We start from the raw sequence: 22,459 nt of genomic DNA on the forward strand, positions 1-22,459 counted from the left end.
CCCCCCTGGCGCCCGGTGGCCCGGTCCTCAATCACAACTCCTCCAGGCCTCCAGCACCCGGAACCGCTCGCCCATGAAGGTGGGCAGGGTGAGCTGCAGGAGGTTCTCCATGCGCTTCACGCGTGCCGCCGGCTCCAGGGTCTGCCACGCCTCCTCCCAGGCCGCCAGGGGCGCGTGCTCCCGGATCCAGGCGCTGAGGCTCACGTGGGCGGACTCGCGCAGGCCCGCGCGCTCCAGGTGGAGGGCGAGGCGGGTGAAGTCCACGTCGGCGGTGAGGTCGGCCTCCCCCAGGTCCTCCCACCAGGCGCCGTCCACCTTGTGGCCCTTGTAGCGGCGCAGGTCGGAGCCCTTGTCCAGGACCCGGCTGGCGGTGTGGCCGTAGTCGATGGCGAGGAAGAGACCCGCCTCCAGGCACCCGGCCAGGTCCCGCACCAGCCCGGGCAGGTCCTCGCACCAGGGGGCGCCGTCCCCGGCCTCCAGGCCGCCTTCGGCCTGGGAGGCGAACCAGTCGACGGCTTCGCAGGGGTCCGCCGGCAGCCATGCCTGGCCCTGGGCGGTCAGGGCCTCGTAGCTCCAGCGCTCGCCGTCCCAGCGGTAGGGCTGGGCGGGCAGGGCGTCGAAGAGCTCGTTGGAGAGGATGGCGCCCCGGAAGGGTTCCAGGGGCTCCTGCTGGGCGACGATGCGGGCCCGGCCGGATTCGAGGTGGGGCGCCAGGGCGATGCGCGCGGCGGCCGCGGCGGCGGGGTTGTCGTCCCGGTGGAGGTAGCGCAGGCACGCGCCGAAGGCCCCTCGGGAGGCCTGCAGCAGGTCCCGGCCCAGCCAGCCCCGGCCGGCGCCGGGTTCCAGCACGACGAAGGGATCGGGCCGACCGAGCCGTTCCCAGGCCCGCTCCAGGCGCGTGGCCAGGGCCTCGCCCAGCAGGGGTCCCAGGTCCAGGGCCGTGTAGTAGTCTGCGCCCTCGAAGCCCCAGGGGCCCTCGGCGCGCCGGTAGTAGCCGAATTCCGGGTGGTAGAGGGCCAGGGCCATGGCCTCGGCGGCGGGCAGGGGGCCCTTGGCCAGGCGGGCCTCAACGAGGGCCTTGAGGTCGTTCACGGTTCGCTCCGGTGCAGGGGCCACCGCTCCAGGATCCAGGGAAGGACCCACTGGGTGACGAGGAGGGCCAGGGCCACGCCGCCCAGGGAGGCCAGGCCCAGGCCGCGCAGGCCCCGGTACCCGCTGAAGGCCAGGCCCCCGAAGCCGGCCAGGGTGGTGCCGGCGCACACGGCGTTGACCCGGGCCACGCGGGCCGCCGCATGGGGCTCCAGGCGGGCCCGGTGGAGGAGGTTCATGGCGGTGTCCACGCTCACGCCCAGGGCGATGGGGATGGCCACCAGGGACAGGAACGTGAGCGGCTCGCCGATCCAGCCCAGGATGCCCAGGGCCCCCACCTGGCTCGCCGCCAGGGGCACCAGGGCCAGCCCCAGGAAGCGCAGGCGCCGCCCGAAGACGGCCACCACGGCCAGCACGGCGGCCAGGGCCAGGAGGATCACCTGGCGCAGGGCGTCCCGGGCCACGGCCTTGATGGCGCGGAAGAGGGGGCGGGTGCCCACCATGCGCCCTCCGGCGGCCTCCACTTCGGCCTCGATGCGCTCCTGGGCGCCTTCGGAAAGGCGCAGGGGCAGGGTGAAGGTCGCGGCCGGGGCGGCCTCCGGCTCCCGGGGCCCCGCGTGCCATCCGAAGAGCTGGAGCGGGGCGCGCCGCACCGGGGCCTTCACGGGGGGCATGAGGGCCTGGATGCTCCGGGGCACGTTGGCGGGATTCTCCACGCTGGCGCGCAGGGCGGTAAGGCTGCCTTCCAGGGCCACCGGGTCCAGGCCCGCGGAGGCCGCCTCCTCCAGGGCCCGGCGGTACCAGGTGTCCGAACCCAGGATCCGCTTGAGCTCGGGCGACGGCACCTTCCACTCGGGCATGGGCAGGCCCTCCCTGCGCAGGGGGACGACCACGGCGTTCCACAGCTGGGGCAGGCGCGCGGGGTCGTCCAGGGGCAGCTGCACCGCCAGGGGCTGGAGGCCGGCTCCCAGGGCGTGGCTGAGGGTCTCCTGCAGGGAGAGGGCGGGGTTTCCCTGCTGGCGGAAGCGGCGCAGGTCCTCCTCCCACTTCATGGAGCCGATGCCCCAGGTGCCCAGCACCAGCAGGGCCAGGGCCAGGGCGGGCTTCCAGGGCCGGATGGGGGCGGGGCGGTCGAGGGCGTGCGGGGCGGGCGCGAAGGTCCCCGTGCCCCGGTCCAGGGCCAGGAGCAGGGCCGGCAGCACCAGGAAGCTCGCGGCCATGCAGGCCAGGAGGCCCAGGCCGGCGGTCAGGCCCAGGTCCCGGAAGCCCGGGAAGGGCGCCGCCACGCACGCCAGGAACGCCGCGGAGGTGGCAAGGCCCCCGGCGATGACGCCGGGGCCGGTGCCCAGGAGGGCGGCGCGCAGGCTCAGGGCCTTGGTGCGGCCCGTCTGGCGTTCGTCCCGGTAGCGGCTGAAGAGCAGGATGCCCACATCGTCCCCGATGCCCAGGAGCACCGCGCCGAAAGCGGCCGCCATGAGGTTGAGCCGGCCCAGGACCCAGCCCGTGAGGCCCAGGGCCCACAGCATGCCCAGCAGGAGGGGGACCACCACGAAACCGTAGCCGGCCAGGGTCCGGAAGCCGATCCAGTACACCAGTCCGATGAGCACGAAGCTCAGCAGGAGGCTCAGGAGGATCTCCCGGGTGAGGGTGTGGGACTCCCAGTAGGCGATGGCGTGGGCGCCGGTGGCCTGGAGCGGGAAGGCGCGGTCGGGGCCCGCGGCCAGCGCCCCGCGCACCTGGGCGTGGGTGGCCCGCTCCGGCAGGGGACCCCGGGCGCCCGCGCCCAGCCACCGCAGGACCCGCGCCGTGGCCCGGGCGTCGCCGCTGGGGAAGTCCAGCACCAGGGGGACCAGGACGAAGCGGCCGTCGCGGGTCTCCAGGTAGCCCGTGCGCAGCTTCACGGGGAAGGCCCTGGCGCCCTGGGTCACCCTCAGGCGGGTCTCGTCCTTTTCCGTCACGAACTGGCTGAGCTGGAGGGGGTCGAGCTGGGCCAGCTTGGCCTTGGCCGGGTCCGGAGAGGCCAGGGCCTTCGCCGTCGCCCGGAAGCGCCGCTGCAGCTCGGCGGGGTCCTTCAGGGGCGCCAGGCGGTCCCCCAGGAGCATGGGGGCCAGGGCGTAGAACTGCTCGGTGACCAGGCGCCCCACGGCGCCGTCGCCCTCGAGGAAGCTGCCCGCGGCCAGCAGGGGCGGCCAGAGGGAGGCGCCCCGGGCCTCCGGCACGGGGATGGGCGGCGAGATGCGGCCCTCGCCGCTCATGCCGTTCAGGGGGACGCTGGCGTCGGTGAGGAGGTTCTCCACCAGGTGCTCGGCCCAGGCCTGCCGGGCCTCCAGGTCCCCGGGCCCGCCTTCGGCGGCGAGCCAGAGCAGTTCCTGCTGGCCCACGCCGGCCTCGATGCTGGCGCGCACCACGGGGTTGTCCGTGGGCAGGAGGCTCATGAGGTCGAGCCTGCGCTCCACGCGCAGCGCGCCCAGGCCCAGGGCCAGGGTCAGGACGGCCAGCCCGATCCACAGGCCCGCGGGGCGGCGCAGGTGGAGGAGCAGGAGCGCGCGGAGGAGCTTCCTACCCATTCAGGGTTTCCAGCAGCCGCTCCAGGGTCGGGCGCAGCACGACCCGCTTGGCCGAGGCCAGGCGCCGGAAGAGGCTGGGATCGTCGAGGCGCAGCAGCGGGTAGGTGTCCCGGTCGCCGTTCTGGAGGGTCTCGGTCCACCGGCTGGCGGTGAGGAGGGTGGGGAGCTGCTCCCCGTAGCGGTGGTCCAGGAGCTGGGCCATGGCGCGCACCACGCGGATGTCGCCGTCCATGCGGTCGAAGTCGTCCAGCACGAGGATGGGCGCCTCAAGCAGCGGCGCCATTCGGTCGCGCTCGCTGATGAAGTCGGTGTTGGTGAAGCTGCGGGAATCGTAGTAGGTGTCGCGCAGCTCCAGCGTGAAGGCGCGCACCGAGATGAACAGGCCGCCGCCGCGGGTGCGCTCGCCGCAGGCCTTGAGGGCCGCCGCGGCCAGGGTGCTGCGCCCGGAGCCCGGAGGCCCGTCGATCCACCAGAAGTCGGAGGGGTCCCGGTCGCTGCGCGCCCAGTTGAACAGCGAGCGGTAGCCCCAGGGCTCCTGGGCCGGCCTGGGGTCGCGCCAGGTCATCTCGCCGTCGGGGCCGGCCTTGGGCCCGCACTTGTGGACGATGAGGTCGAGCTTGCTGCGCAGGTCCTCGGAGAGGGTGGCGCGGATCTCGGCGTTGTCGAGCAGCTGGTTCACCTGCGCCAGCGAGCCCACGAGCTTCTCGCGCGGGTTCTGGATCTTCCACCACTCCCAGAAGGACTCGAAGGTGGCCTCGCGGTACCGCCCGGGAATGCCGTGCACCGCGCGCTGGGCCGCGGCCGGGGCCGCGCACGTGCAGGGGCGCGCCGGCTTCATGGGATCCGGATCCAGGATCACCCGCCGCCCGTCGCAGAGGGGGCAGACTTCGGCACCTTTCACGAACGGTCTCCCTTCAGGAACTGCCCGAGGAGGACGCGCCTGCGCTCGCGGATCTTCATGAAGGCGCGCTCCTCGATCTGGCGCACCCGCTCGCGGCTGATGGGGGGCTCGAAGGACTGGCCGATGCGCTCGAGCGTCATGGGGTCCGAGCCGTCCAGGCCGAAGTGCAGGGCGATGATGCGGCGCTCCTTCTCGTTGAGCAGGCCCAGGCTGAGCCGCACCTGGTCCTGGAAGGACTCCTGGTCCAGGGTGTCCATGGCGCTGGGCTCGATGGTCTGCTCGAGGCTGTCGCCCAGGGTGAGGTCCGACTCGCCCATGCCCTGCTCGGTGCTGACGGTGGAGGTGGTCTGCTGCAGCAGCTGCAGGCGCTCCACCTCCTCCGCGGAGAAGTTGCTGTTGGCGACGATGTCGGCCACGGTGGGCGTGCGGCCCAGGTCCTGGCCCAGGCGGTGGGTGATGCGGTTGAGCTGCACCAGGTGCCCGGCCACCTTCTGGGGCAGGCGGATCTTGCTGCCGTGCTCGGCCAGCGCGTGGAAGATGGCCTGGCGCACCCACCAGGACGCGTAGGTAAGGAACTTGTTCTCGCGCTCGGGATCGAAGCGCTTGGCGGCCTCGATGAGGCCGAGGTTACCCTCGGAGATGAGGTCCAGCAGGTCGAGCCCCATGCCCTGGAACTTGCGCGCCTCCTTGACGACGAAGCGGAGGTTGCCCTCCACGAGCATGCGCAGGCCCTCGGGGTTGCGGTCGTTCTGCCACAGCCTGCCGTTGATGCGCTCCTCCTCCGCGGTCAGGAGCGGGAGATCCCTGATCGAGTCGAAGTACTTGTCGAGCGACCGCTCTTCCAGATGCCGTTGGGGCACATTCCACCTTGAAGAAGGAACAGCATAACAAAGGGATTGTCAGCTTACCTCTTGCGCAGGCCTTGGTGCGTCAGTTTGACCAGGCCTGTCGAAGAAATGCCTTCCGGACCCCTTTCGGGTTCAAGTCCGGCTGACTTCATTTTAGATTCATTTTTTTCGATAATGTTTTGCATCTCCTCCTGCATTTTTTTCATGCGGTCCCGGAGGTTCAGGACCACCTCGACGCCGGCCAGATTTACACCCAAGTCTCTGGTAAGACTAAGGATGAACTCAAGGCGTTCCAGGTCGTCCTCACTGTAGAGGCGGGTCTTGCCCTCCGTCCGGGAGGGGAGAAGGAGCCCTTCCCTTTCATATAAGCGCAGGGTCTGGGGGTGGATTTCATACCGGGCGGCCACCACGCCGATCATGTACGAGCCGCTTTTCGGATCCCGCCTCATATCACCTCCACGCGTCCGCACGGATGGATCCGTCGTTGAGTTCCGCAAGTTCCCGGAGCAGTTCCTTGGACCGCTCGTCCTCGATCTTCGGCGTCACCACCTTGATGCGGGCGAAGAGATCCCCCCGCTGGGAGGCTCCGGGGATGGGCATGCCCAGCCCCTTGAGGCGGAGGTTGGCGCCGCCCTGGGTGCCCGGCGGGATCTTGATGGTGGAGTGGCCCTCGGGGGTGGGGATCTCCACCTTGGCCCCCAGGGCGCTCTCGGAAAAACTGATGGGGAGATCCAGATAGAGGTTCGCCCCCCGGCGCTCGAAGCGCGGGTCCGCTTCCACCTGCACCTGCAGGTAGAGGTCCCCGGGGCCGCCGCCGCGCCGTCCGGCCTCGCCCTTGCCGGCCACCCGCAGCCGGGTCCCGTCCTCCACCCCCGCGGGGATGGCCACGGTCACGGACTCGTTCCGGGGGATGCGCCCCTGGCCCTTGCAGGTCTCGCAGGGGGGGGCCTTCTTCCCCGTTCCGCCGCAGGCCGGGCACTCCTCCCTCGAGCGGAAGAAGCCGCCGCCCAGCTCCTGGTAGCCCCGGCCGGAACAGGTGGGGCAGGTGCTCACCGGCGCGCCCACCTTGTCCCCGCTGCCCTGGCAGGCCGTGCAGGTCTCGGAGCGGTGCAGGTTGAGGGTGAGGCGGGTGCCGCTGAAGGCGTCCTTGAAGCCGATGCGGACGGTGTGCTGGGTGTCCTCGCCGGCCCGGGGCCCCGGCCTCCGGCGGCCCGGGGGCCGCTTGCCGAAGCCCTGGAAGAGATCCTGGAAGCTGCCGGCGAATCCGCCGTCCTCGAAGGAGAAGCCCTGGCCGCCGCCCATCTGGGGCCCCGGCCCGGCCGGGTCGCCGTAGGTGTCGTAGTTCTTCCGCTTGGCAGGATCGGACAGGACGTCGTTGGCCTCGGCGAGCTCCTTGAACCGGGCCTCCGACTCCTTGTTGCCGGGGTTGAGGTCCGGATGGAACTTGCGCGCGAGCTTCCGGTAGGCCTTCTTGATGTCCTCCTCGGAGGCGCCCTTGGGGACGCCAAGAATCTTGTAGTAGTCGGGAGTGGCCATGGCAGCAATTTACCCTGGATTTGCGCCACCCGGACTAAGGTTTTTTGCCGGATAGACGAAGGGCCGGGGTCGAAACCCCGGCCCCACGGGAATGCGTCAATTCCTAGTTCACGACTTCGGCGTCGATGACGTCGTCCTCCTTCTTCTTGGGGTCCCCGCCGGGGGCCGCCGCGCCGGGATCCTGCGGGGGCTGGGCATCCTTGTAGATGCTCTCGGCCAGCTTGTGGCTCTTGGCGTTGAGGTTCTCCAGGGCCTTGGCGATGCGGTCCTTGTCCAGGCTGGCCAGGGCCTCCTTGCCTTCGGCGATGGCGGCCTCGGCGTCCTTGCGGTCGCCCTCGGGGAGCTTCTCGCCGTTCTCCTTGATGAGCTTCTCCACCTGGTAGATGGTCTGGTCCAGGTGGTTCTTGTCCTCCAGGAGCTTCTTGCGGTCCTCGTCCTCGGCCTTGTGGGCCTCGGCGTCCTTGACCTTGGCGTCGATCTCCTCCTTGGACAGGCCCGTGGAGCCGGTGAGGGTGATGCTGGCGTCCTTGCCGGTGCCCTTGTCCTTGGCCGTCACGTGCACGATGCCGTTGGCGTCGATGTCGAAGACCACCTCGATCTGGGGCATGCCGCGGGGCGCGGGGGGCAGGCCGCCCAGGTGGAAGTTGCCCAGGAGCTTGTTGCCCTCGACGAGCGGGCGTTCGCCCTGGAACACCTCGATGTCCACGCCGGGCTGGTTGTCCACGGCGGTGGTGTAGATCTCGGACCGCTTGGTGGGAATGGTGGTGTTGCGGGGGATGATGACGCTCATCTGCCCGCCGTTGGCGTTGATGCCCAGGGAGAGCGGCGTCACGTCCAGGAGCAGCACGCCCTTCACGTCGCCGGCGAGCACGCCGCCCTGCACCGCGGCGCCCACGGCCACCACTTCGTCAGGGTTCACGCTCTTGTTGGGCTCGCGGCCGAAGATGGACTTCACCAGCTCCTGCACCTTGGGGGTGCGGGTGGAGCCGCCCACCAGGACGACCTCGTCGATCTCGTGGTGGCTGAGCTTGGCGTCCTTCACCGCGTTCTCGCAGGGGACGCGAAGCTGCTTGAGGATCGGCTCGAGCATGGCCTCGAAGCGGCTGCGGGTGAGGGTCTGGCTGATGTGCTTGGGACCGCTGGCGTCCGCCGTGATGTAGGGCAGGCTGATGTCGGTCTGGGTGGTGGTGGAGAGCTCGCACTTGGCCTTTTCGGCGGCCTCCTTCAGGCGCTGCAGGGATTCCGCCTGCTTGCGCAGGTCGATGCCCTCGGCCTTCTGGAACTCCTCGATGAGCCAGTCGATGATCAGCTGGTCCACGTTGTCGCCGCCCAGGTGGGTGTCGCCGTTGGTGGACTTCACCTCGACCACGCCCTCGGACACCTCCAGGATCGAGATGTCGAAGGTGCCGCCGCCGAAGTCGAACACCGCGATGGTCCCGTCCTTCTTCTTGTCCAGGCCGTAGGCCAGGGCCGCGGCGGTGGGCTCGTTGATGATGCGCATCACCTCCAGGCCCGCGATGGCCCCGGCGTCCTTGGTGGCCTGGCGCTGGGCGTCGTTGAAGTAGGCCGGGACCGTGATGACGGCCTGGGTCACCTTCTCGCCCAGGTAGGCCTCGGCGCTCTCCTTCATCTTGGTGAGCACCATGGCGCTGATTTCTTCAGGGGTGTAGTGCTTGCCCATGATGTTGACGTTGCAGCCGCCCTTCTCGCCGCGCTCGACCAGGTAGGGCACCAGGTGCTGTTCCTTGGAGGAATCGGCGAAGGGGAGCCCCATGAACCGCTTGATGGAGGAGACCGTGTTCTTGGGCTGGGCCACGGCCTGCCGCTTGGCGGCCGCGCCGACCAGGCGCTCGCTGGTCTTGGGGTTGAAGCCCACCACGCTGGGGGTGGTGTCCGAGCCTTCCGCGTTGGGAATGACCTTTGGCTGGCCACCCTCCATGACTGCGACGCAGCTGTTGGTGGTGCCGAGGTCGATGCCGATGATCTTTCCCATACCTGCCTCCTGGGGGGTGCCGGACGGTTCCGTCACCATTCCGCACTTCCCAGTCTACGCATGGAAATCCAGGTGTCAACCGGATCTTCCAAAACTGACTAAAATTTTTTAATGCCGACGCAAGCAGGATTGCGTGGAGGGCCGGGTGGTAGACTGGGGCCATGCTCGTGCGCCCCTGCCCCCAATGCCGCAAACCCGTCCCCTGGGAGACGACCCCCACCCGGCCCTTCTGCTCCGAACGCTGTCGCACCCGGGACCTGGGAGCGTGGGGCTCCGAGGCCTACCGGGTGCCGGTGGATCCCGCCCTGGAGGACGGGGAGGGCTGGTCCGAGGAGACGCCTACTTCGTAGCGAGCAGCCGGATCAGCAGTTCGAGGATCTGGAGGAGGAGAGTGACCCATTCCATGGGAGCGCCTTTCTTTTGGAAGGATGGCTGAAAAGGGGACGGAGAGGCCCGGCAGGCCCCTTCAAAGGTAATTATTTATATACTTGTAGCCGTTCCGGCCGGATTCGACCCCGCAAGGATGGTTGCCCCCGGCCAAAGCGCAAGGTCCAACCCTTCAATTCCTTGTGACAAACTGGAACCCCATGCGCTTCGACGCCCTGACCCTTCTCCCCGAGTTCTTCGATCTGGCCCTCACGGGGGTCACGGGCCGGGCCTTCCGGGACCTGGGGCACGTGCTGGCCACCCACTCCTACCGCCCCTTCGCGGGCAACGCCTTCGGCCACGTGGACGCCCCGCCCTTCGGGGGCGGGCCGGGCATGGTGCTCCGGCCCGACGTGGTCCGGGACGCCCTGGCCTCGCTGCCCCGGGAACCCCGGCGCCGGGTCATCCACTTCAGCCCCGCCGCCCCGCCCCTGGACCAGGCCAAGGTCCTGGAACTGGCCGCCCTGGACCAGGTCGTGCTGGTCTGCACGCGCTTCGAGGGCCTGGACCAGCGGGCCGTGGACCTCTACATCGACGAGGAGCTGAGCGTCGGGGAGGCCGTGCTCTCCGGGGGCGAGCTCCCGGCCCTCTTCCTCATCGACGCGGTGTGCCGCTGGCTCCCCGGGGTCCTGGGCAACAGCGCCTCGGCCGACGCCGACAGCTTCGCCGGGGGCCTGCTGGACCACACCCACTACACCCGCCCCGCGGAGTTCGAGGGCCTCCCGGTCCCCGCCGTGCTCCAGGGCGGCAACCACGAGGCCATCCGCCTCCACCGCCTCCGGGAGGCCATGGCCCGCACGAAGCGCCTGCGCCCGGACCTGTGGGAGGCCTTCCGGGCCCGCATCCCGGCCCTGCCCCGGGCGGACCAATGGTGCGCCTGGCAGGCCGAGCACCCCGAGGACTGGGACCGGCCCCGGCCCAAAGGCTGGAAAAGCGCTGGAAATCCGGGCTCATTCCGGTAAACTGATCAGCCCGAGTGTGGGATTCGTGCGCCATGTCCGGCCGTTCTGGCCCTGGGACCGCTGGCCTCAACAGGAGAAGTCATGACCAACATTATGGACCGCCTCGAAGCTGGCATGCTTCGTTCCGACCTCCCCAAGATCGCCCCCGGCGACACCGTCAAGGTGCACGTGAAGGTGAAGGAAGGCGAGAAGGAACGCATCCAGATCTACCAGGGCGTGGTGATCAGCATCAAGGGCGGCGGCATGCGCACCTCCTTCACCGTCCGGAAGATCTCGGCCGGCATCGGGGTCGAGCGGGTCTTCCCCCTCCACAGCCCCTCGATCGACAAGCTGGAAGTGCTCCGCAGCGGCAAGGTCCGCCGCGCCAAGCTCTACTTCCTGCGCGACAAGCTCGGCAAGGCCGGCCGCCTCAAGGAGCGCCGCCGGGAGCTCGTCACCGAGTAGACCGCGCCCAGCGCGACGAAAACGCCCGGCACACCATGCCGGGCGTTTTTTTCTGCCCATGTGGATCCGTGCGAAGGATCGTGATTCTTTTCGTCACCCTTCGCTCGCTTGCCTTATCATATGAATGGTTTGGCACGGTACATGGCCCCCCGGGAATCGAGCGCTAGGCAAGCCCTTCTCGGGAGCACGTATGATCCGCCCCACCTTTATCCGAAGGTCCGTGATCTCCATGGCGGCCGCTTTCCTGCTGGCGTGCGGCGGCGGCAGCCACCCCACCCTGGCCCCGCCCAAGGATCCCCCCGCGACGCCCGCCGAGGCCCGGCGCTTCCTCACCCAGGCCACCTTCGGTCCCTCGGACGCGGACGTGGCCCTGCTGACCACCCTGGGCTACGCCGGCTGGGTGGACCACCAGCTGGCCCAGCCGGCCACCGATACCTTCGTGGCCCACATGGACGCCCGCCAGGCCCAGTTCGACGCCTACAACTCGGGCAGGACCACCGGGCTCCTCAGTCTCGGTCCCAACCAGTTCTATGAGCATTTCTACGGGCAGGCGGTCAACGCCGGGGACCCCCTGCGGCACCGGGTGGCCTTCGCACTGAGCCAGATCATGGTGGTGTCCATGCAGGACGCCAAGGTCGCCGGCCATCCCCGCAGCGCGGCCTCCTACTACGACACGCTCCGGGCCGGCGCCTTCGGCAGCTTCCGCAGGCTCCTGGAGGACGTCACCCTCCATCCGGCCATGGGGTTCTACCTCTCCTCCTTCAACAACCGACAGGAGGACCTCACCCGCGGGCGCCTGCCGGACGAGAACTTCGCCCGGGAGGTCATGCAGCTCTTCACCATCGGCCTCTACCAGCTCAACGCCGACGGCACCCTGAAGACCGACGCCCAGGGCGCCCCCATCCCCACCTACAGCCATGACGACGTGGCGGGCCTGGCCAAGGCGTTCACGGGCTGGGGCTGGTACGCCGCCAATCCCACCAGCACCACCTTCTGGAAGATGGAGGGCCCCGCCAGCGAGACCACGGCCATGGGCCTCTACCCCGCCTACCACTCCGTGAGCGCCAAGAGCTTCCTGGGCACCACCATCGCCGCCTCCTCCACGCCGGACCCCGCGGGGGATCTCAAGGTGGCCCTGGACACCCTCGCCGGCCACCCCAACGTCGGGCCCTTCCTCGCCACGCGGCTCATCCAGCAGCTGGTGACCAGCAACCCCTCCCCGGCCTACGTGGGCCGGGTGGCCGCGGCGTTCAACGACAACGGCAAGGGGGTGCGCGGGGACCTGAAGGCGGTGGTGCGGGCCCTCCTGCTGGACCCCGAGGCCCGCACGGCCTCCTCCGACCCGGGCTACGGGAAGCTGAAGGAGCCCGTGCTGCGGCTCACGGCCTGGATGAGGGCCTTCGGCGCCTCCTCCCAGTCCGGCACCTGGCTCATGCCCGGACTGGACTCCAGCTCCACCAGCCTCGGCCAGTCGCCGCTCAATGCGCCGTCCGTCTTCAACTTCTGGCGCCCCGGCTTCGTGCCCCCCCACGGCGAGCTGGGAGCCGCGGGGCTGCTGGCCCCGGAGTTCCAGACCGTGGACGAGGTCTCGGTGGCGGGCTACCTGAACTTCCTCCTGAACCTCGTCTCCAACGGCATCGGCGGCGGCACCGGCACCCTGCCCCCCACCACCGGCGCCGACATCACCGCGGCCTACGCCGCGGAACTCCCGCTGGCGGAAACCCCCTCGGCCCTGGTGGCGCGGGTGGCCGACGTCCTCACCTGCTCGGCCATGTCGGCCACGCTGCGCGACCAGATCACCGCGGCCGTCGCGGCCCGCAAGCTGCCCACCACGGGCGTCCAGGCCGACCTGGACAAGGCCCGTCTGGACCGGGTGAAGATCGCCGTGTTCCTGACCCTCGCCTCCCCCGAATTCCTGCACCAGCGCTGAGCGGAGCAACCATGCCCTCATCCCGTCGCGACTTCCTCCGCCTTTCCGCGGCCCTGGGCCTGGGTCCTGCCCTGCACCCCTTCGGCCTGCGCCTGGCCTCCCTGGGCGCCCTGGCCGCGCCCACGGACTACAAGGCCCTGGTGTGCATCTTCCTGCTGGGCGGCAACGACTCCGCCAACATGGTCATGGCCACCGACGCCGATTCCTGGGGCCGCTACCAGGCCTCCCGGAACGTGGGCGGCGCGTCCTCCATCGCCCTGGCCGAGCCGGGCGCCCCGGCCGTGGCGGGGGCCCTGGGGTCCCAGGGGGCCTCGGCCCTGGGCGGCGTGCTGCCCATCGTGCCCCGCACCGACAACGGGTGGCCCGCGGGCACCACCGGCACCGGGGTGCGCACCTTCGCCCTCCACCCGCTCATGACCAACGTCCAGGGCCTCTTCGCCCAGGGCAAGGCCGCCGTGGTGGCCAACCTGGGCACCCTGGTCCAGCCCGTCACCCGCGCCCAGTACAAGGCCGGCACCGCCACCCTGCCCAGGAGCCTCTACTCCCACAACGACCAGCAGTCCACGTGGCAGACCGGAGCGGGGGAGGGGGCCCGCCTGGGCTGGGGCGGCCTCCTGGCCGACACGTTCGCCTCCGCCAACGCCAATGGGGTGTTCACCGCCATATCGGTGTCGGGGAACGCCGTGTTGCTCTCCGGGCGCACCACCCTCGCCTACCAGTCCTCCGCCTCGGGTCCCATCGCCATCAGCGGCACCCGGCAGGGCAGCCTCTTCGGAAGCTCCGCCGCCCCCGGCACCCTCCAGTCGATCATCACGTCCCCCACGCCGTCGATCCCATCCCACTTCCAGGCCGACCACGCCGCGGTGGTGAGCCGCTCGGCAACGGCCCAGCAGCAGCTGGCCAACGCCCTCCTGGCGATCACCGCCGCCCCCGCTCCCCCCAGGGTCACCGACCCCCGCACGGGAGCCAGCGTCGTCAATCCCGTGGCCACCGGCCTCCAGACCATCGCCAACCTCATCGCCGCCGGGCAGGTGCTGGGCATGAAGCGCCAGGTGTTCTTCCTGGGCGTGGGCGGCCACGACACCCACATGGACGAGAATGCGAGCCACCCCAGGCTCATGCTCAACCTGGACGCGGGGCTGGGCTACTTCATGCAGAGCCTGGCCTCCCTCAACGGCGCCGACCTCAGCGGCAGCGTGACGGCCTTCACCATGTCCGACTTCGGGCGCACCTTCACCAGCAACGGCTCGGGCACCGACCACGGCTGGGGCGCCCACCACCTGGTGGTGGGCGGCGCCGTCAAGGGCGGCGACCTCTACGGGCGCTTCCCCACCGTGGGCCCCGACTTGGGCGCCTTCGTGAACCCCGATTCCCCCTTCAGCGGCGTCTGGATCCCCACCACCGCCGTGGACCAGTACGCCGCCACCCTCGGATCCTGGCTGGGCGTGGGCGCCTCCGACCTCGCCGCGATCTTCCCGAACCTCGCGAACTTCGGGACGGGGGGGAACCCTCTCCTGGGATTCCTCTAAACCTCCGGGGCCGCCGATCCGTAGGCATTGGAAAGCCACGGAGATTCCATGCGGCATGTTCTTCGAACCCTCGTCCTCCTCCTCTGCGCCGCCAGCGTCGCGCCCGTCTTCGCCGACGAGCCCGAGGCCAAGCCGGATCGCCACCGCTGGCACTGGCATTCCCGCGACCGGTCGGAATTCGCCTGGCAGGTGCAGGCGAACCTCCCCGCCAAGGAGCTGGGGACGGCCCTGGACCACACCACCGGCCTGGGCCTGGGCGTGCAGTGGAACCGCTACTTCAAGGACGGCCTCTCCCGGCGCACGCGGCTGGAGTGGAACGTCTTCCCCGAGGGCGGCCCCGCCGGGACCCCGGCCCTGAAGACCAAGGCGAGCAACTACGTCCTTTCCTTCGACCACCTCTACCATTTCTCCGGCAGTTTCAAGGGGCCCTACGTCCTGGCCGGCCTGGGCGGGGTGCGGTGGTTCTTCGATCGCACGCCCGCGGCCGGTGCCCGGGTGTCCTCCCACACCACCAAGCTGGCGGTGACCGCGGGCGCCGGCTACCGTTTCAACCGGGCCCTGTCGGCGGAAGCGCGCTACCTTGTGAGTTCCGTGGACCGCACCTACGATGGGAACGTCCTCCAGGGCAGCGTCGGGATGAAATTCTAGGAGCACCCCTTGCTCGCATTCGAAGAACTGGAAGTTCGGTACGGACCGGTGGTCGCCCTTCGCGGGGTGACCCTGGAGCTGGAGCCGGGGATCATCGGTCTCCTCGGCCCCAACGGCTCGGGCAAGTCCACGCTCCTCAAGACGCTGCTGGGCCTGTTGCGGCCCGCAGGGGGCCGGGGCGAGGTGCTGGGCGTGCCCCTGGGCAGTCCCGATGCGGCGAAGTTGCGTTCCCGCATCGGGTACATGCCCGAGTACGACGCCCTCATCGAGGACGCCTCGGCCTACGAGCAGGTGGCCTTCTGGGGCGAGCTGAGCGGCCTCTCCGCCCGCCAGTCCCGGGACCGCTCGCACGAGGTGCTCTACTTCGTGGGGCTGGACGAGTCCCGCTACCGCAACGTCTCCGGGTACTCCACGGGCATGCGCCAGCGGGTGAAGCTGGCCCAGGCCCTGGTCCACTCGCCCGAACTGGTCTTCCTGGACGAGCCCACCAACGGCCTGGATCCCGACGGCCGCACCCGCATGCTGGACCTGGTGCTGAAGGTTCGCGCCGAGCTCGACACCAGCGTCGTGCTGGCCAGCCACCTGCTGCTGGACGTGGAGCGGGTGGCGGACCAGCTGGTGATCCTGGACAAGGGCGAAGTGAAGGCCAGCGGCAGCATGGCGGGCCTGCGCAGGATGCTGGCCCGGCGCTTCGAGCTGCGGTTCCTGGATCCGCTGGCGCCTGGGCAGGAGGCCGAACTGGGCCAGCTGGGCACCGTGCTGGAGGCCCGCAACGGGCTCTACGACGTGGAGCTGGCGGACCCCGATCCCGTGGCCGCCTTCCGGTGGGCCCAGGCGAGGAACGCCACCCTGGTGCAGCTCACCCCCAGGCATGACCGCCTCGACGAAGTCCTGATCCGCGCCCTGAGGCCCGCCTGATGCCCATCTACGCCCCCTCCCTTCCCCCCCGCCCCGAGCAGGGCCTGGGCCTGCCGCCCGCGCTCGTGATCTTCCGCTTCGACCTGCGGCGGGTGCTCCGCCTCAAGCTGGGGCGGTTCTTCGGGTTCGTGTTCCTGGCCATCCTCCTTATCCTCTGCGCGCAGCTCTACGTGAACCACCTCATGGCCAGCAAGGCCGCCCTGGCCGACATCCGGAAGGTCACCGACGCCTTCCTCCCCCAGGGCGCCAGGTTCCAGGCCGGGCTCCTGAACCCCTTCATGATCACCATCCTGTGGCTCCAGGTGGCCCTGGTGGGCGGCGGGCTCGTGGCCCGGGACACCCTCTACCGCATCCGCCCGCTGCTCTATGCCCACCCCGTCACGCCCAGGGACTATCTCGGCGCCAAGGCCCTCTTCGCCGCGGGGCTGCCCCTGGCCGTCATGCTTCCCTTCATCTTCCTCCCCTGGGGCCTGTCCCTGGCCATCGCCGGGCTGCACGGGCCGGTGTGGCCCACGGCGCCCCTCTACCTTCTGCCCGCGGCCGCCGCCATTTCCGCCCTCATGGGGGCCGTCACGCTGGGCGCCTCCAGCCTGGCCTCCTCCCCCAAGGCCGGCTTCGGATGGGCCCTCGGCATCCTGCTGGGCTCGAGCGCCCTGGGCGCGGTCGCTTCCGGCGCCCTGTCCGACCCGCGCTGGATGGCCCTGGGCGTGGGCACGCTGAGCAAGGCCTGGCCCCGGCTCATCCTGGGCCTGGACAGCGAGCAGGGCTGGATCCCGGTGCTCCTTGGCACCGCCTTCCACCTGGTCCTCTGGCTGATCATCGCAGTGCGGCGCACGCGCCCCAGCGAGGCGACGATATGATCTCCCTCCAGCGCGCCTCCCTCCGCTACGGCGACATCCTCGGCCTTTCCCCCACCAGCTTCGACCTGGGACCCGGGGGCGGCATCACCGGCCTCCTGGGCCCCAACGGCGCCGGCAAGTCCAGCCTCATCCAGCTCCTGTGCGGGCTCCTGCCGCCCTCGGGCGGCGAGGTGAGGGTGTTCGGCGAGGCGCCCTACCGCAACCCCGCCGTGCTCTCCCGCCTGGGCCTGGTGCCCGAGGGGGACCGCTTCCCGGGCGGCATGCGCGCGGACCGGTGGCTGCGCATGATGGGCCAGCTCTCCGGCCTCCAGGGCCGCGCCCTGGACCTGGCCCTCCAGCGCGCCCTGGCCATCACCGGCATGGAGAGCCGGGCGCGCCAGCCCTTCACCTCCATGTCCAAGGGCATGCGCCAGCGCATCCGCCTGGCCCAGGCCCTGCTCCACGAGCCCTCGCTCCTCATCCTGGACGAGCCCTTCAACGGCCTGGATCCCGAGGCCCGGCTCCAGCTCATGGACCTCCTGCGCATGCTGGCCGGGGGCGGCGCCCGCATCATCGTCTCCAGCCACATCCTGGGCGAGGTGGCCCAGCTCACCGACCGCATCCTCCTGCTCTTCCGCGGCCGGCTCCTGGCCGAGGGCAGCGTGCCCGAGATCCGCGAGCTGCTGGACCGGCACCCGGTGGAGCTGCGGGTCACCGCCCCCTCCGCCACCGCCGTGGCCCGGTGGGCCGTGGAGCAGGGCGAGCTGGTGGCCCTGCGCATGGAGGAGGGCGGAGCCGTCCTGGCCGTGCGCAACCCCAGGACCTTCCTCCCCCGGCTCCAGGAGGCCGTGGTGGAAGGGCGCCTGCCCCTGGCCGCCCTGGATCCCCTGGATCTCAACCTGGACGCGGTCTTCCAGTTCCTCACCAAGGACCACCAATGACGAGCCGAGCCCTCTCCGCGATGACCACCGTGCGCGCCGTGGCCCTGGGCTACGCGCCGAGGGTCCTCCAGGCCCGGGGCTGGGTGCTCTGCGCCCTGGCCGTGGTGCCCGTGGCCTTCTCCTTCGTGGGCCTGATGGTCGGCAGGCAGTTCGGCAACTTCGACTCCCGCCTGGCGCTGCATCTCTTCCACGGGGTCCTGGCGGCGCTCGTCCTCCCCATCATGGTGCTGGTGGCCGCCCCCGGCGGGATCCGGGAGGACCTGGAGCAGCGCACCCTCCCGCTCATCCTCGTGCGCCCCGTGCCCGTGTGGAGCCTCCCCTTCGCCAAGGGCCTCGTGTGGTTCGCCTGGGGCGCGGGCTGGCTCGCGGCCGCCGGCCTCGGCCTCATGGCCCTGGGCGCGGACGCCGCCTCCGCCGCCCTCCAGGCCCTGGCGCTGGTGCTCGCCTTCTGGGCGGAACTGGCGTTCATGAGCCTTCTGGTGCTCGTCTTCAAGCGGGGCACCCTCTGGGGCGCCCTGGTGTTCTTCGGCTGGGAGTCCATCCTGCGCGTGCTGCCCGCGACCCTGCAGCGCTTCACCTTCCTCCACCACATCGAGAGCATTTCCGGCAGCCGCGGCGGCATGGTCGCGGACTGGGAGATCCTGGCCCAGGAACAGATCGCCAGCCCCGTGCTGGTGTCGGTCCTGGCGCTGGTCCTTTTCGGCGCGCTGTGCTGGGCGCTGTGCGGCTGGAAGCTGCAGAAGACGCCCGTCGGTCTGGCTGGGCGGGACGCGGAAGGCTAGGATCGGGGTTCGCCGTTACACTGGTCCGATGCCCTACCGCTCCGTTTCCCCCCACGGCACCGAGATCCTCATCGACCCCATCCCAGGCGTGCGCAGCTGCTCCGTGGGGTTCTGGGTGAAGCGCGGCTCCTGCTGGGAACTCCCGGGAGAGGAGGGGCTGGCCCACTTCATCGAGCACACGGTCTTCAAGGGCACCGCCCGGTTCCCGGAACCCCAGGTCATGGCCGAGGCCACCGACCACCTGGGGGGCAGCCTCGACGCCTTCACGGGCAAGGAGGCCGCCTGTTTCTACGGCAAGGTCCTGAAGGAGAAGCTCCCCGACCTGGTGGCCATCCTGGAGGACCTGGTGACCACGCCCACCTTCGACGCCGAGGAACTGGCGCGGGAGCGGAACGTGATCCTGGAGGAGATCAGCCAGAGCGAGGACCAACCTGACGACTGGGTGAGCGAGCTGTTCTACGCCAACTTCTGGCCGGGCAGCCCCCTGTCCCACTCCATCCTGGGCCGGCGGGAGCAGGTGGCCACCTACGGGCGGGACCAGGCCCGGGCCTTCTTCGACAAGACCTACCGGGCGCCCAACCTCCTCATCGTCGCGGCGGGAGACATCGAGGTCCAGCCCTTCCTGGAGCTGCTCGGGCCCGTGCTGGACGCCCTGCCGCGGGGCCTCCGGGACGAAACCGGCCGCGCCGCCTCCGGCCGGCCCCGGCCCTTCGTCCTCAACACGCCCCGCAAGGAGCTGCAGCAGACCAGCCTCGTCATGGGGTTCCCGGCCCATCCCCACGTGCATCCGGACCGGGCTGCGGTGGGGGTGCTGAGCCACGTGCTCGGAGGCGGCATGTCCAGCCGGCTCTTCATGGAACTGCGGGAGAAGAACGCCTTGTGCTACCAGGTGGGGACCTACCTCACCCACTACCAGGACACCGGGGCCCTGCAGATCAGCGCCAGCTGCGCGCCGGAGCGGGCCCGGGAGCTGGTGCGCCGCGCGGCCGCCGAGTGCGCCAAGGTGCGGGCCTCGGGCGTCACCCTGGAAGAGCTGGAGCGGGCCAAGCTGCAGCTGCGCACCAACCTGGTCTTCAGCCAGGAGTCCGCCACCAGCCGCATGTTCTCCCTCGCCTACCAGAGCCTGCACACGGACCGCATCCTGACCCTGGACGAGCAGATCGCCGAGATCGAGGAGGTCGGACTGGAGCAGGTGCAGCGGGTGGCCCGGGAGGTGCTGGACCCCTCCGCCCTGGCGGTTTCCGCCCTGGGCATCCGGCGGGCGGCGGGAATAAGGCGCGAGGATCTGGCCAGCTAGCAGTCTGTGCCGGTATGGGAAATTCCTGAAAATGCCTCCATCATGGCGGGCGGTCTGCCATGGCCTGTAGTTTTGACCCCCGTGGGGTGACTTTTCCCCGGCAGGAGCCCAAGCTTTGGGGGTCATGATCCCCACGGCCCCCCTGAATCCCGGTGCAGCCAGTCCCCTCTATCTGCAGCTGCAGCGTACCCTGCGTTCGCTCATCCAGGCCAACGAGTGGAACCCGGGCATGCGGCTCCCGGCGGTGCCGGATCTGGCCCTGCGGTTCAAGGTGCACCGCCTGACCGTGCTCAAGGCCCTGGCGGGGCTCAAGCGCACGGGGTGGGTGCAGACCGTCACGGGCCGGGGCAGCTTCGTGAGCGACTACCTGCCGGAGGCGCCCGCCCTGCTGGATCCCGACATCTTCCCCTTCCAGGGCTCCTCCCTGCGGGTGCGGGAGGACGAGCTGGGCCCCTGGCTGGGCGACACGCTGGAGGCGGCCCAGAACCGCAGCCTGGTGAGCTTTTCCGCAGCCTTCCCCCCCACGGACCTGCTGCCGGGCGACGCCCTCCGCCGGCTGTACACGCGCACCATGAAGGAACTCGACGCCGAGGCCTGGGTGTACGCCGCCCCCGCGGGCCACCCGTCCTACCTCTCCGGGGTCGCCGGGTGGCTGCGGGACGAGGGGGAACCCGTTCCCCCGGGCTGGGGCATCCGCTCCATCCCCGGTTCCCAGGCCGGCCTGGCCCTGGTGCTGGAATCGCTGACCATCCCCGGCGACCGGGTGCTGGTGGAGAGCCCCTGCTACGTGGGGGCCCTGGCCCTCATCCGCACCCTGGGCCGCGAGGCGGTTCCCGTGCCGGTGGACCGCAACGGCCTGAACCCCGACCGGCTCGCCTCCCTCCTGCAGAAGGGCGACGCGAAGTTCCTCTTCACGGTGCCCACCTTCCACAATCCCACCGGCATGACCCTCTCTCGCGCGCGGCGGGAGCGGATCCTCGCGCTCACCCGCGCCCACGGCGTCACGGTGGTGGAGGACGACACCTACGGGGACCTCCGCTTCATCGGCGGGCGCACGCCGAGCTTCCGGAGCCTGCCGGGGGCCGAGCACGTCATCCACCTGGGCAGCTTCTCCAAGTCCGTGGCCGCGGGCCTGCGCCTGGGCTACATCATCGCCCCCGACGCCGTCCTGCGCCGGCTGGCCCTGGTGCAGGAGGTGCACACCATCGCCCTGCCCACCCTCTCCCAGGCCGTGATGGGCCACTTCCTGGACTCCGGCGGGTTCCGGCGCCACCTGGTGCGGATCCGCAAGGCCCTCCGGGAGCGCCGGGACGCCATGCTGGAGGCCATCCAGGCCAGTTTCCCCCGGGACGCCGAAGTCACCGAGCCCAAGGGCGGCATGCACCTCTGGGTGGTGCTCCCCGAGGACGTCTCGGCCCTCGATCTCCATCGCGAAGCCATCTCCCACGGGCTGGGCTTCGCCCCGGGTCCTCTCTTCTTTCCGGATGGGCGGGGCACCAACTGCCTTCGCCTCAACTTCTCAACCCATGCGCCGAGCGTGACCCGCGAAGCCATCGAGCGCCTGGGCGGGCTCATCCATGCCCGCCCCGGCGTCTCAACCCCGAAGGAGCTCCCATGACCGCCCTCTCCACCTCCAACACCGCGCGCTTCGACATCCAGCTCGCCCGGGAACCCCTGTCGCCGGAGGAGCGGACCAAGCGCATGCAGAACCCGGGGTTCGGCAAGGTCTTCACCGAGCACATGGTGGTCATCCCCTACAGCGAGGAGCTGGGCTGGGGCAAGGGCGTGCTGAAGCCCTACGGCCCCATCGTCCTGGACCCCGCCGCCAGCGTCCTGCACTACGGCCAGGCGATCTTCGAGGGCTTCAAGGCGTACCGGCAGCCCGACGGCCACGTCAAGACCTTCCGCCCCGAGTCCAACGCCCACCGCTTCAACGCCTCCGCCCGCCGCCTGGCCATGCCCGAGCTGCCCGTGGACCTCTTCGTGGAAGCCGCGGACCTCCTGATCCGCCAGGAGAAGGACTGGGTCCCCAACGCCATCGGCGAGAGCCTCTACATGCGCCCCTTCATGATCGCCACCGAGGCGGCCCTGGGCGTCAAGGCCTCCAAGGAGTATCTCTTCATCCTCATCGCCTCCCCCGCCGGCGCGTACTTCCCCCAGGGCGTCAAGCCCGTGACCGTGTGGATCTCCGAGAACTACGTCCGCGCCGCGCCCGGCGGCACCGGCTCCGCCAAGTGCGCCGGCAACTACGCCGCCAGCCTCGTGGCCCAGACCGAGGCCAAGGCCGAGGGCTGCGACCAGGTGGTGTGGCTCGACGCCGTGCACCGCCGCTACATCGAGGAGATGGGCGGCATGAACATCTTCTTCGTGTACAAGGAAGGCGGCGAGACGATCGTGGTCACCCCCGTGCTCACCGGCACCCTGCTGCCCGGCATCACCCGCCTGAGCCTCCTGGACATGGCCAAGAAGCTGGGCTTCCGGGCCGAGGAGCGCCGGATCTCCGTGGACGACTGGCGCGACGCCCTCCTGGAAGGCCGCATGACCGAGGCCTTCGCCTGCGGCACCGCCGCCGTCATCACGCCCATCGGCACCGTGAAATCCGCCCACGGCGAGTGGCAGATCAACCGCGGCGAGACCGGTCCCGTGGCCTCCCAGCTGCGCGAAGCCCTGCTGAACCTGCAGCACGGCGTGGACCCCGACACCAACGGCTGGATGCACCAGGTCTGCTAGTCGGCACATTGCCTACCCATGAAAAGGGCCCCGGGATGGGGCCCTTTTCGTTCGCCCGGAGGCATGGAAAATATGGCAA

The 22,459-nt window shown here is 70.4% G+C and carries 20 protein-coding genes; 13 read left to right on the top strand and 7 right to left on the bottom strand.

Features of this window, described 5'->3' with window-relative positions; translation table 11 throughout:
• Positions 1–27 precede the first annotated feature (27 nt).
• From ACZ5MC_RS22270 to dnaK, 7 genes are all read right to left on the bottom strand, one after another.
• Complete coding sequence (locus tag ACZ5MC_RS22270; RefSeq protein ID WP_306598106.1) at positions 28–1,092, bottom strand: SAM-dependent methyltransferase; 1,065 nt, start codon at positions 1,090–1,092, stop codon at positions 28–30.
• On the bottom strand, positions 1,089–3,656 hold the full coding sequence (locus ACZ5MC_RS22275) for an MMPL family transporter (RefSeq protein ID WP_306598107.1): 2,568 nt from the start codon (positions 3,654–3,656) through the stop codon (positions 1,089–1,091). The genes ACZ5MC_RS22270 and ACZ5MC_RS22275 overlap by 4 nt, the downstream gene beginning before the upstream one ends.
• Entirely contained in the window at positions 3,649–4,557 is a 909-nt protein-coding gene (locus ACZ5MC_RS22280; RefSeq protein ID WP_306598108.1) for an AAA family ATPase, read from the bottom strand. Before ACZ5MC_RS22280 ends, ACZ5MC_RS22275 begins: the two co-directional genes overlap by 8 nt.
• The gene (locus ACZ5MC_RS22285) at positions 4,554–5,417 is read right to left on the bottom strand and encodes a sigma-70 family RNA polymerase sigma factor (protein ID WP_306598109.1); all 864 of its coding nucleotides are present in this window, start codon (positions 5,415–5,417) and stop codon (positions 4,554–4,556) included. The genes ACZ5MC_RS22280 and ACZ5MC_RS22285 overlap by 4 nt, the downstream gene beginning before the upstream one ends.
• Before the next feature lie 44 nt (positions 5,418–5,461).
• Positions 5,462–5,854: a MerR family transcriptional regulator gene (locus tag ACZ5MC_RS22290; RefSeq protein WP_306598110.1), complete on the bottom strand. Its 393-nt coding sequence runs from the start codon at positions 5,852–5,854 to the stop codon at positions 5,462–5,464.
• Position 5,855: 1 nt separating this feature from the next.
• Positions 5,856–6,941, bottom strand: a complete 1,086-nt coding sequence (dnaJ, locus tag ACZ5MC_RS22295) for a molecular chaperone DnaJ (RefSeq protein ID WP_306598111.1) — start codon at positions 6,939–6,941, stop codon at positions 5,856–5,858.
• Positions 6,942–7,044: 103 nt separating this feature from the next.
• Positions 7,045–8,934 carry a molecular chaperone DnaK gene (dnaK, locus tag ACZ5MC_RS22300; protein WP_306598112.1) on the bottom strand — a complete coding sequence of 630 codons (1,890 nt, stop codon included), beginning with the start codon at positions 8,932–8,934 and terminating at the stop codon, positions 7,045–7,047.
• A 161-nt stretch (positions 8,935–9,095) separates the two neighbouring features.
• On the opposite strand from dnaK, the gene ACZ5MC_RS22305 reads away from it, so the two are divergent.
• The 13 genes from ACZ5MC_RS22305 to ACZ5MC_RS22365 all read left to right on the top strand — a co-directional run bounded on the left by ACZ5MC_RS22305 (position 9,096) and on the right by ACZ5MC_RS22365 (position 22,380).
• Positions 9,096–9,284 (top strand): DNA gyrase inhibitor YacG, encoded by a 189-nt coding sequence (locus ACZ5MC_RS22305; protein ID WP_306598113.1) that lies wholly within the window; start codon positions 9,096–9,098, stop codon positions 9,282–9,284.
• A gap of 237 nt (positions 9,285–9,521) precedes the next feature.
• Entirely contained in the window at positions 9,522–10,322 is an 801-nt protein-coding gene (trmD, locus tag ACZ5MC_RS22310) for a tRNA (guanosine(37)-N1)-methyltransferase TrmD (RefSeq protein ID WP_464516771.1), read from the top strand.
• An 81-nt stretch (positions 10,323–10,403) separates the two neighbouring features.
• A complete protein-coding gene (gene rplS / locus ACZ5MC_RS22315) occupies positions 10,404–10,766 on the top strand; it encodes a 50S ribosomal protein L19 (protein WP_306598115.1) in 363 nt (120 codons plus the stop codon).
• Between the two features lie 229 nt (positions 10,767–10,995).
• Complete coding sequence (locus ACZ5MC_RS22320) at positions 10,996–12,696, top strand: DUF1800 domain-containing protein (protein ID WP_306598116.1); 1,701 nt, start codon at positions 10,996–10,998, stop codon at positions 12,694–12,696.
• 11 nt (positions 12,697–12,707) lie between these two features.
• The gene (locus tag ACZ5MC_RS22325) at positions 12,708–14,225 is read left to right on the top strand and encodes a DUF1501 domain-containing protein (protein ID WP_306598117.1); all 1,518 of its coding nucleotides are present in this window, start codon (positions 12,708–12,710) and stop codon (positions 14,223–14,225) included.
• A 48-nt stretch (positions 14,226–14,273) separates the two neighbouring features.
• A complete protein-coding gene (locus tag ACZ5MC_RS22330; protein ID WP_306598118.1) occupies positions 14,274–14,873 on the top strand; it encodes an outer membrane protein in 600 nt (199 codons plus the stop codon).
• A gap of 9 nt (positions 14,874–14,882) precedes the next feature.
• Positions 14,883–15,791: an ABC transporter ATP-binding protein gene (locus ACZ5MC_RS22335; protein ID WP_306598119.1), complete on the top strand. Its 909-nt coding sequence runs from the start codon at positions 14,883–14,885 to the stop codon at positions 15,789–15,791.
• Positions 15,791–16,651, top strand: a complete 861-nt coding sequence (locus ACZ5MC_RS22340; protein WP_306598120.1) for a hypothetical protein — start codon at positions 15,791–15,793, stop codon at positions 16,649–16,651. Before ACZ5MC_RS22335 ends, ACZ5MC_RS22340 begins: the two co-directional genes overlap by 1 nt.
• Positions 16,648–17,571 carry an ABC transporter ATP-binding protein gene (locus ACZ5MC_RS22345; protein WP_306598121.1) on the top strand — a complete coding sequence of 308 codons (924 nt, stop codon included), beginning with the start codon at positions 16,648–16,650 and terminating at the stop codon, positions 17,569–17,571. Before ACZ5MC_RS22340 ends, ACZ5MC_RS22345 begins: the two co-directional genes overlap by 4 nt.
• Entirely contained in the window at positions 17,568–18,353 is a 786-nt protein-coding gene (locus tag ACZ5MC_RS22350; RefSeq protein ID WP_306598122.1) for a hypothetical protein, read from the top strand. The genes ACZ5MC_RS22345 and ACZ5MC_RS22350 overlap by 4 nt, the downstream gene beginning before the upstream one ends.
• A gap of 28 nt (positions 18,354–18,381) precedes the next feature.
• The gene (locus ACZ5MC_RS22355; protein WP_306598123.1) at positions 18,382–19,650 is read left to right on the top strand and encodes a M16 family metallopeptidase; all 1,269 of its coding nucleotides are present in this window, start codon (positions 18,382–18,384) and stop codon (positions 19,648–19,650) included.
• A 124-nt stretch (positions 19,651–19,774) separates the two neighbouring features.
• Positions 19,775–21,268, top strand: a complete 1,494-nt coding sequence (locus ACZ5MC_RS22360; RefSeq protein WP_306598124.1) for an aminotransferase-like domain-containing protein — start codon at positions 19,775–19,777, stop codon at positions 21,266–21,268.
• Positions 21,265–22,380, top strand: a complete 1,116-nt coding sequence (locus ACZ5MC_RS22365; protein WP_306598126.1) for a branched-chain amino acid aminotransferase — start codon at positions 21,265–21,267, stop codon at positions 22,378–22,380. Before ACZ5MC_RS22360 ends, ACZ5MC_RS22365 begins: the two co-directional genes overlap by 4 nt.
• The last annotated feature ends 79 nt before the right edge of the window (positions 22,381–22,459 follow it).

It is taken from the genome of Mesoterricola sp. JemC181 (genome assembly GCF_055384585.1).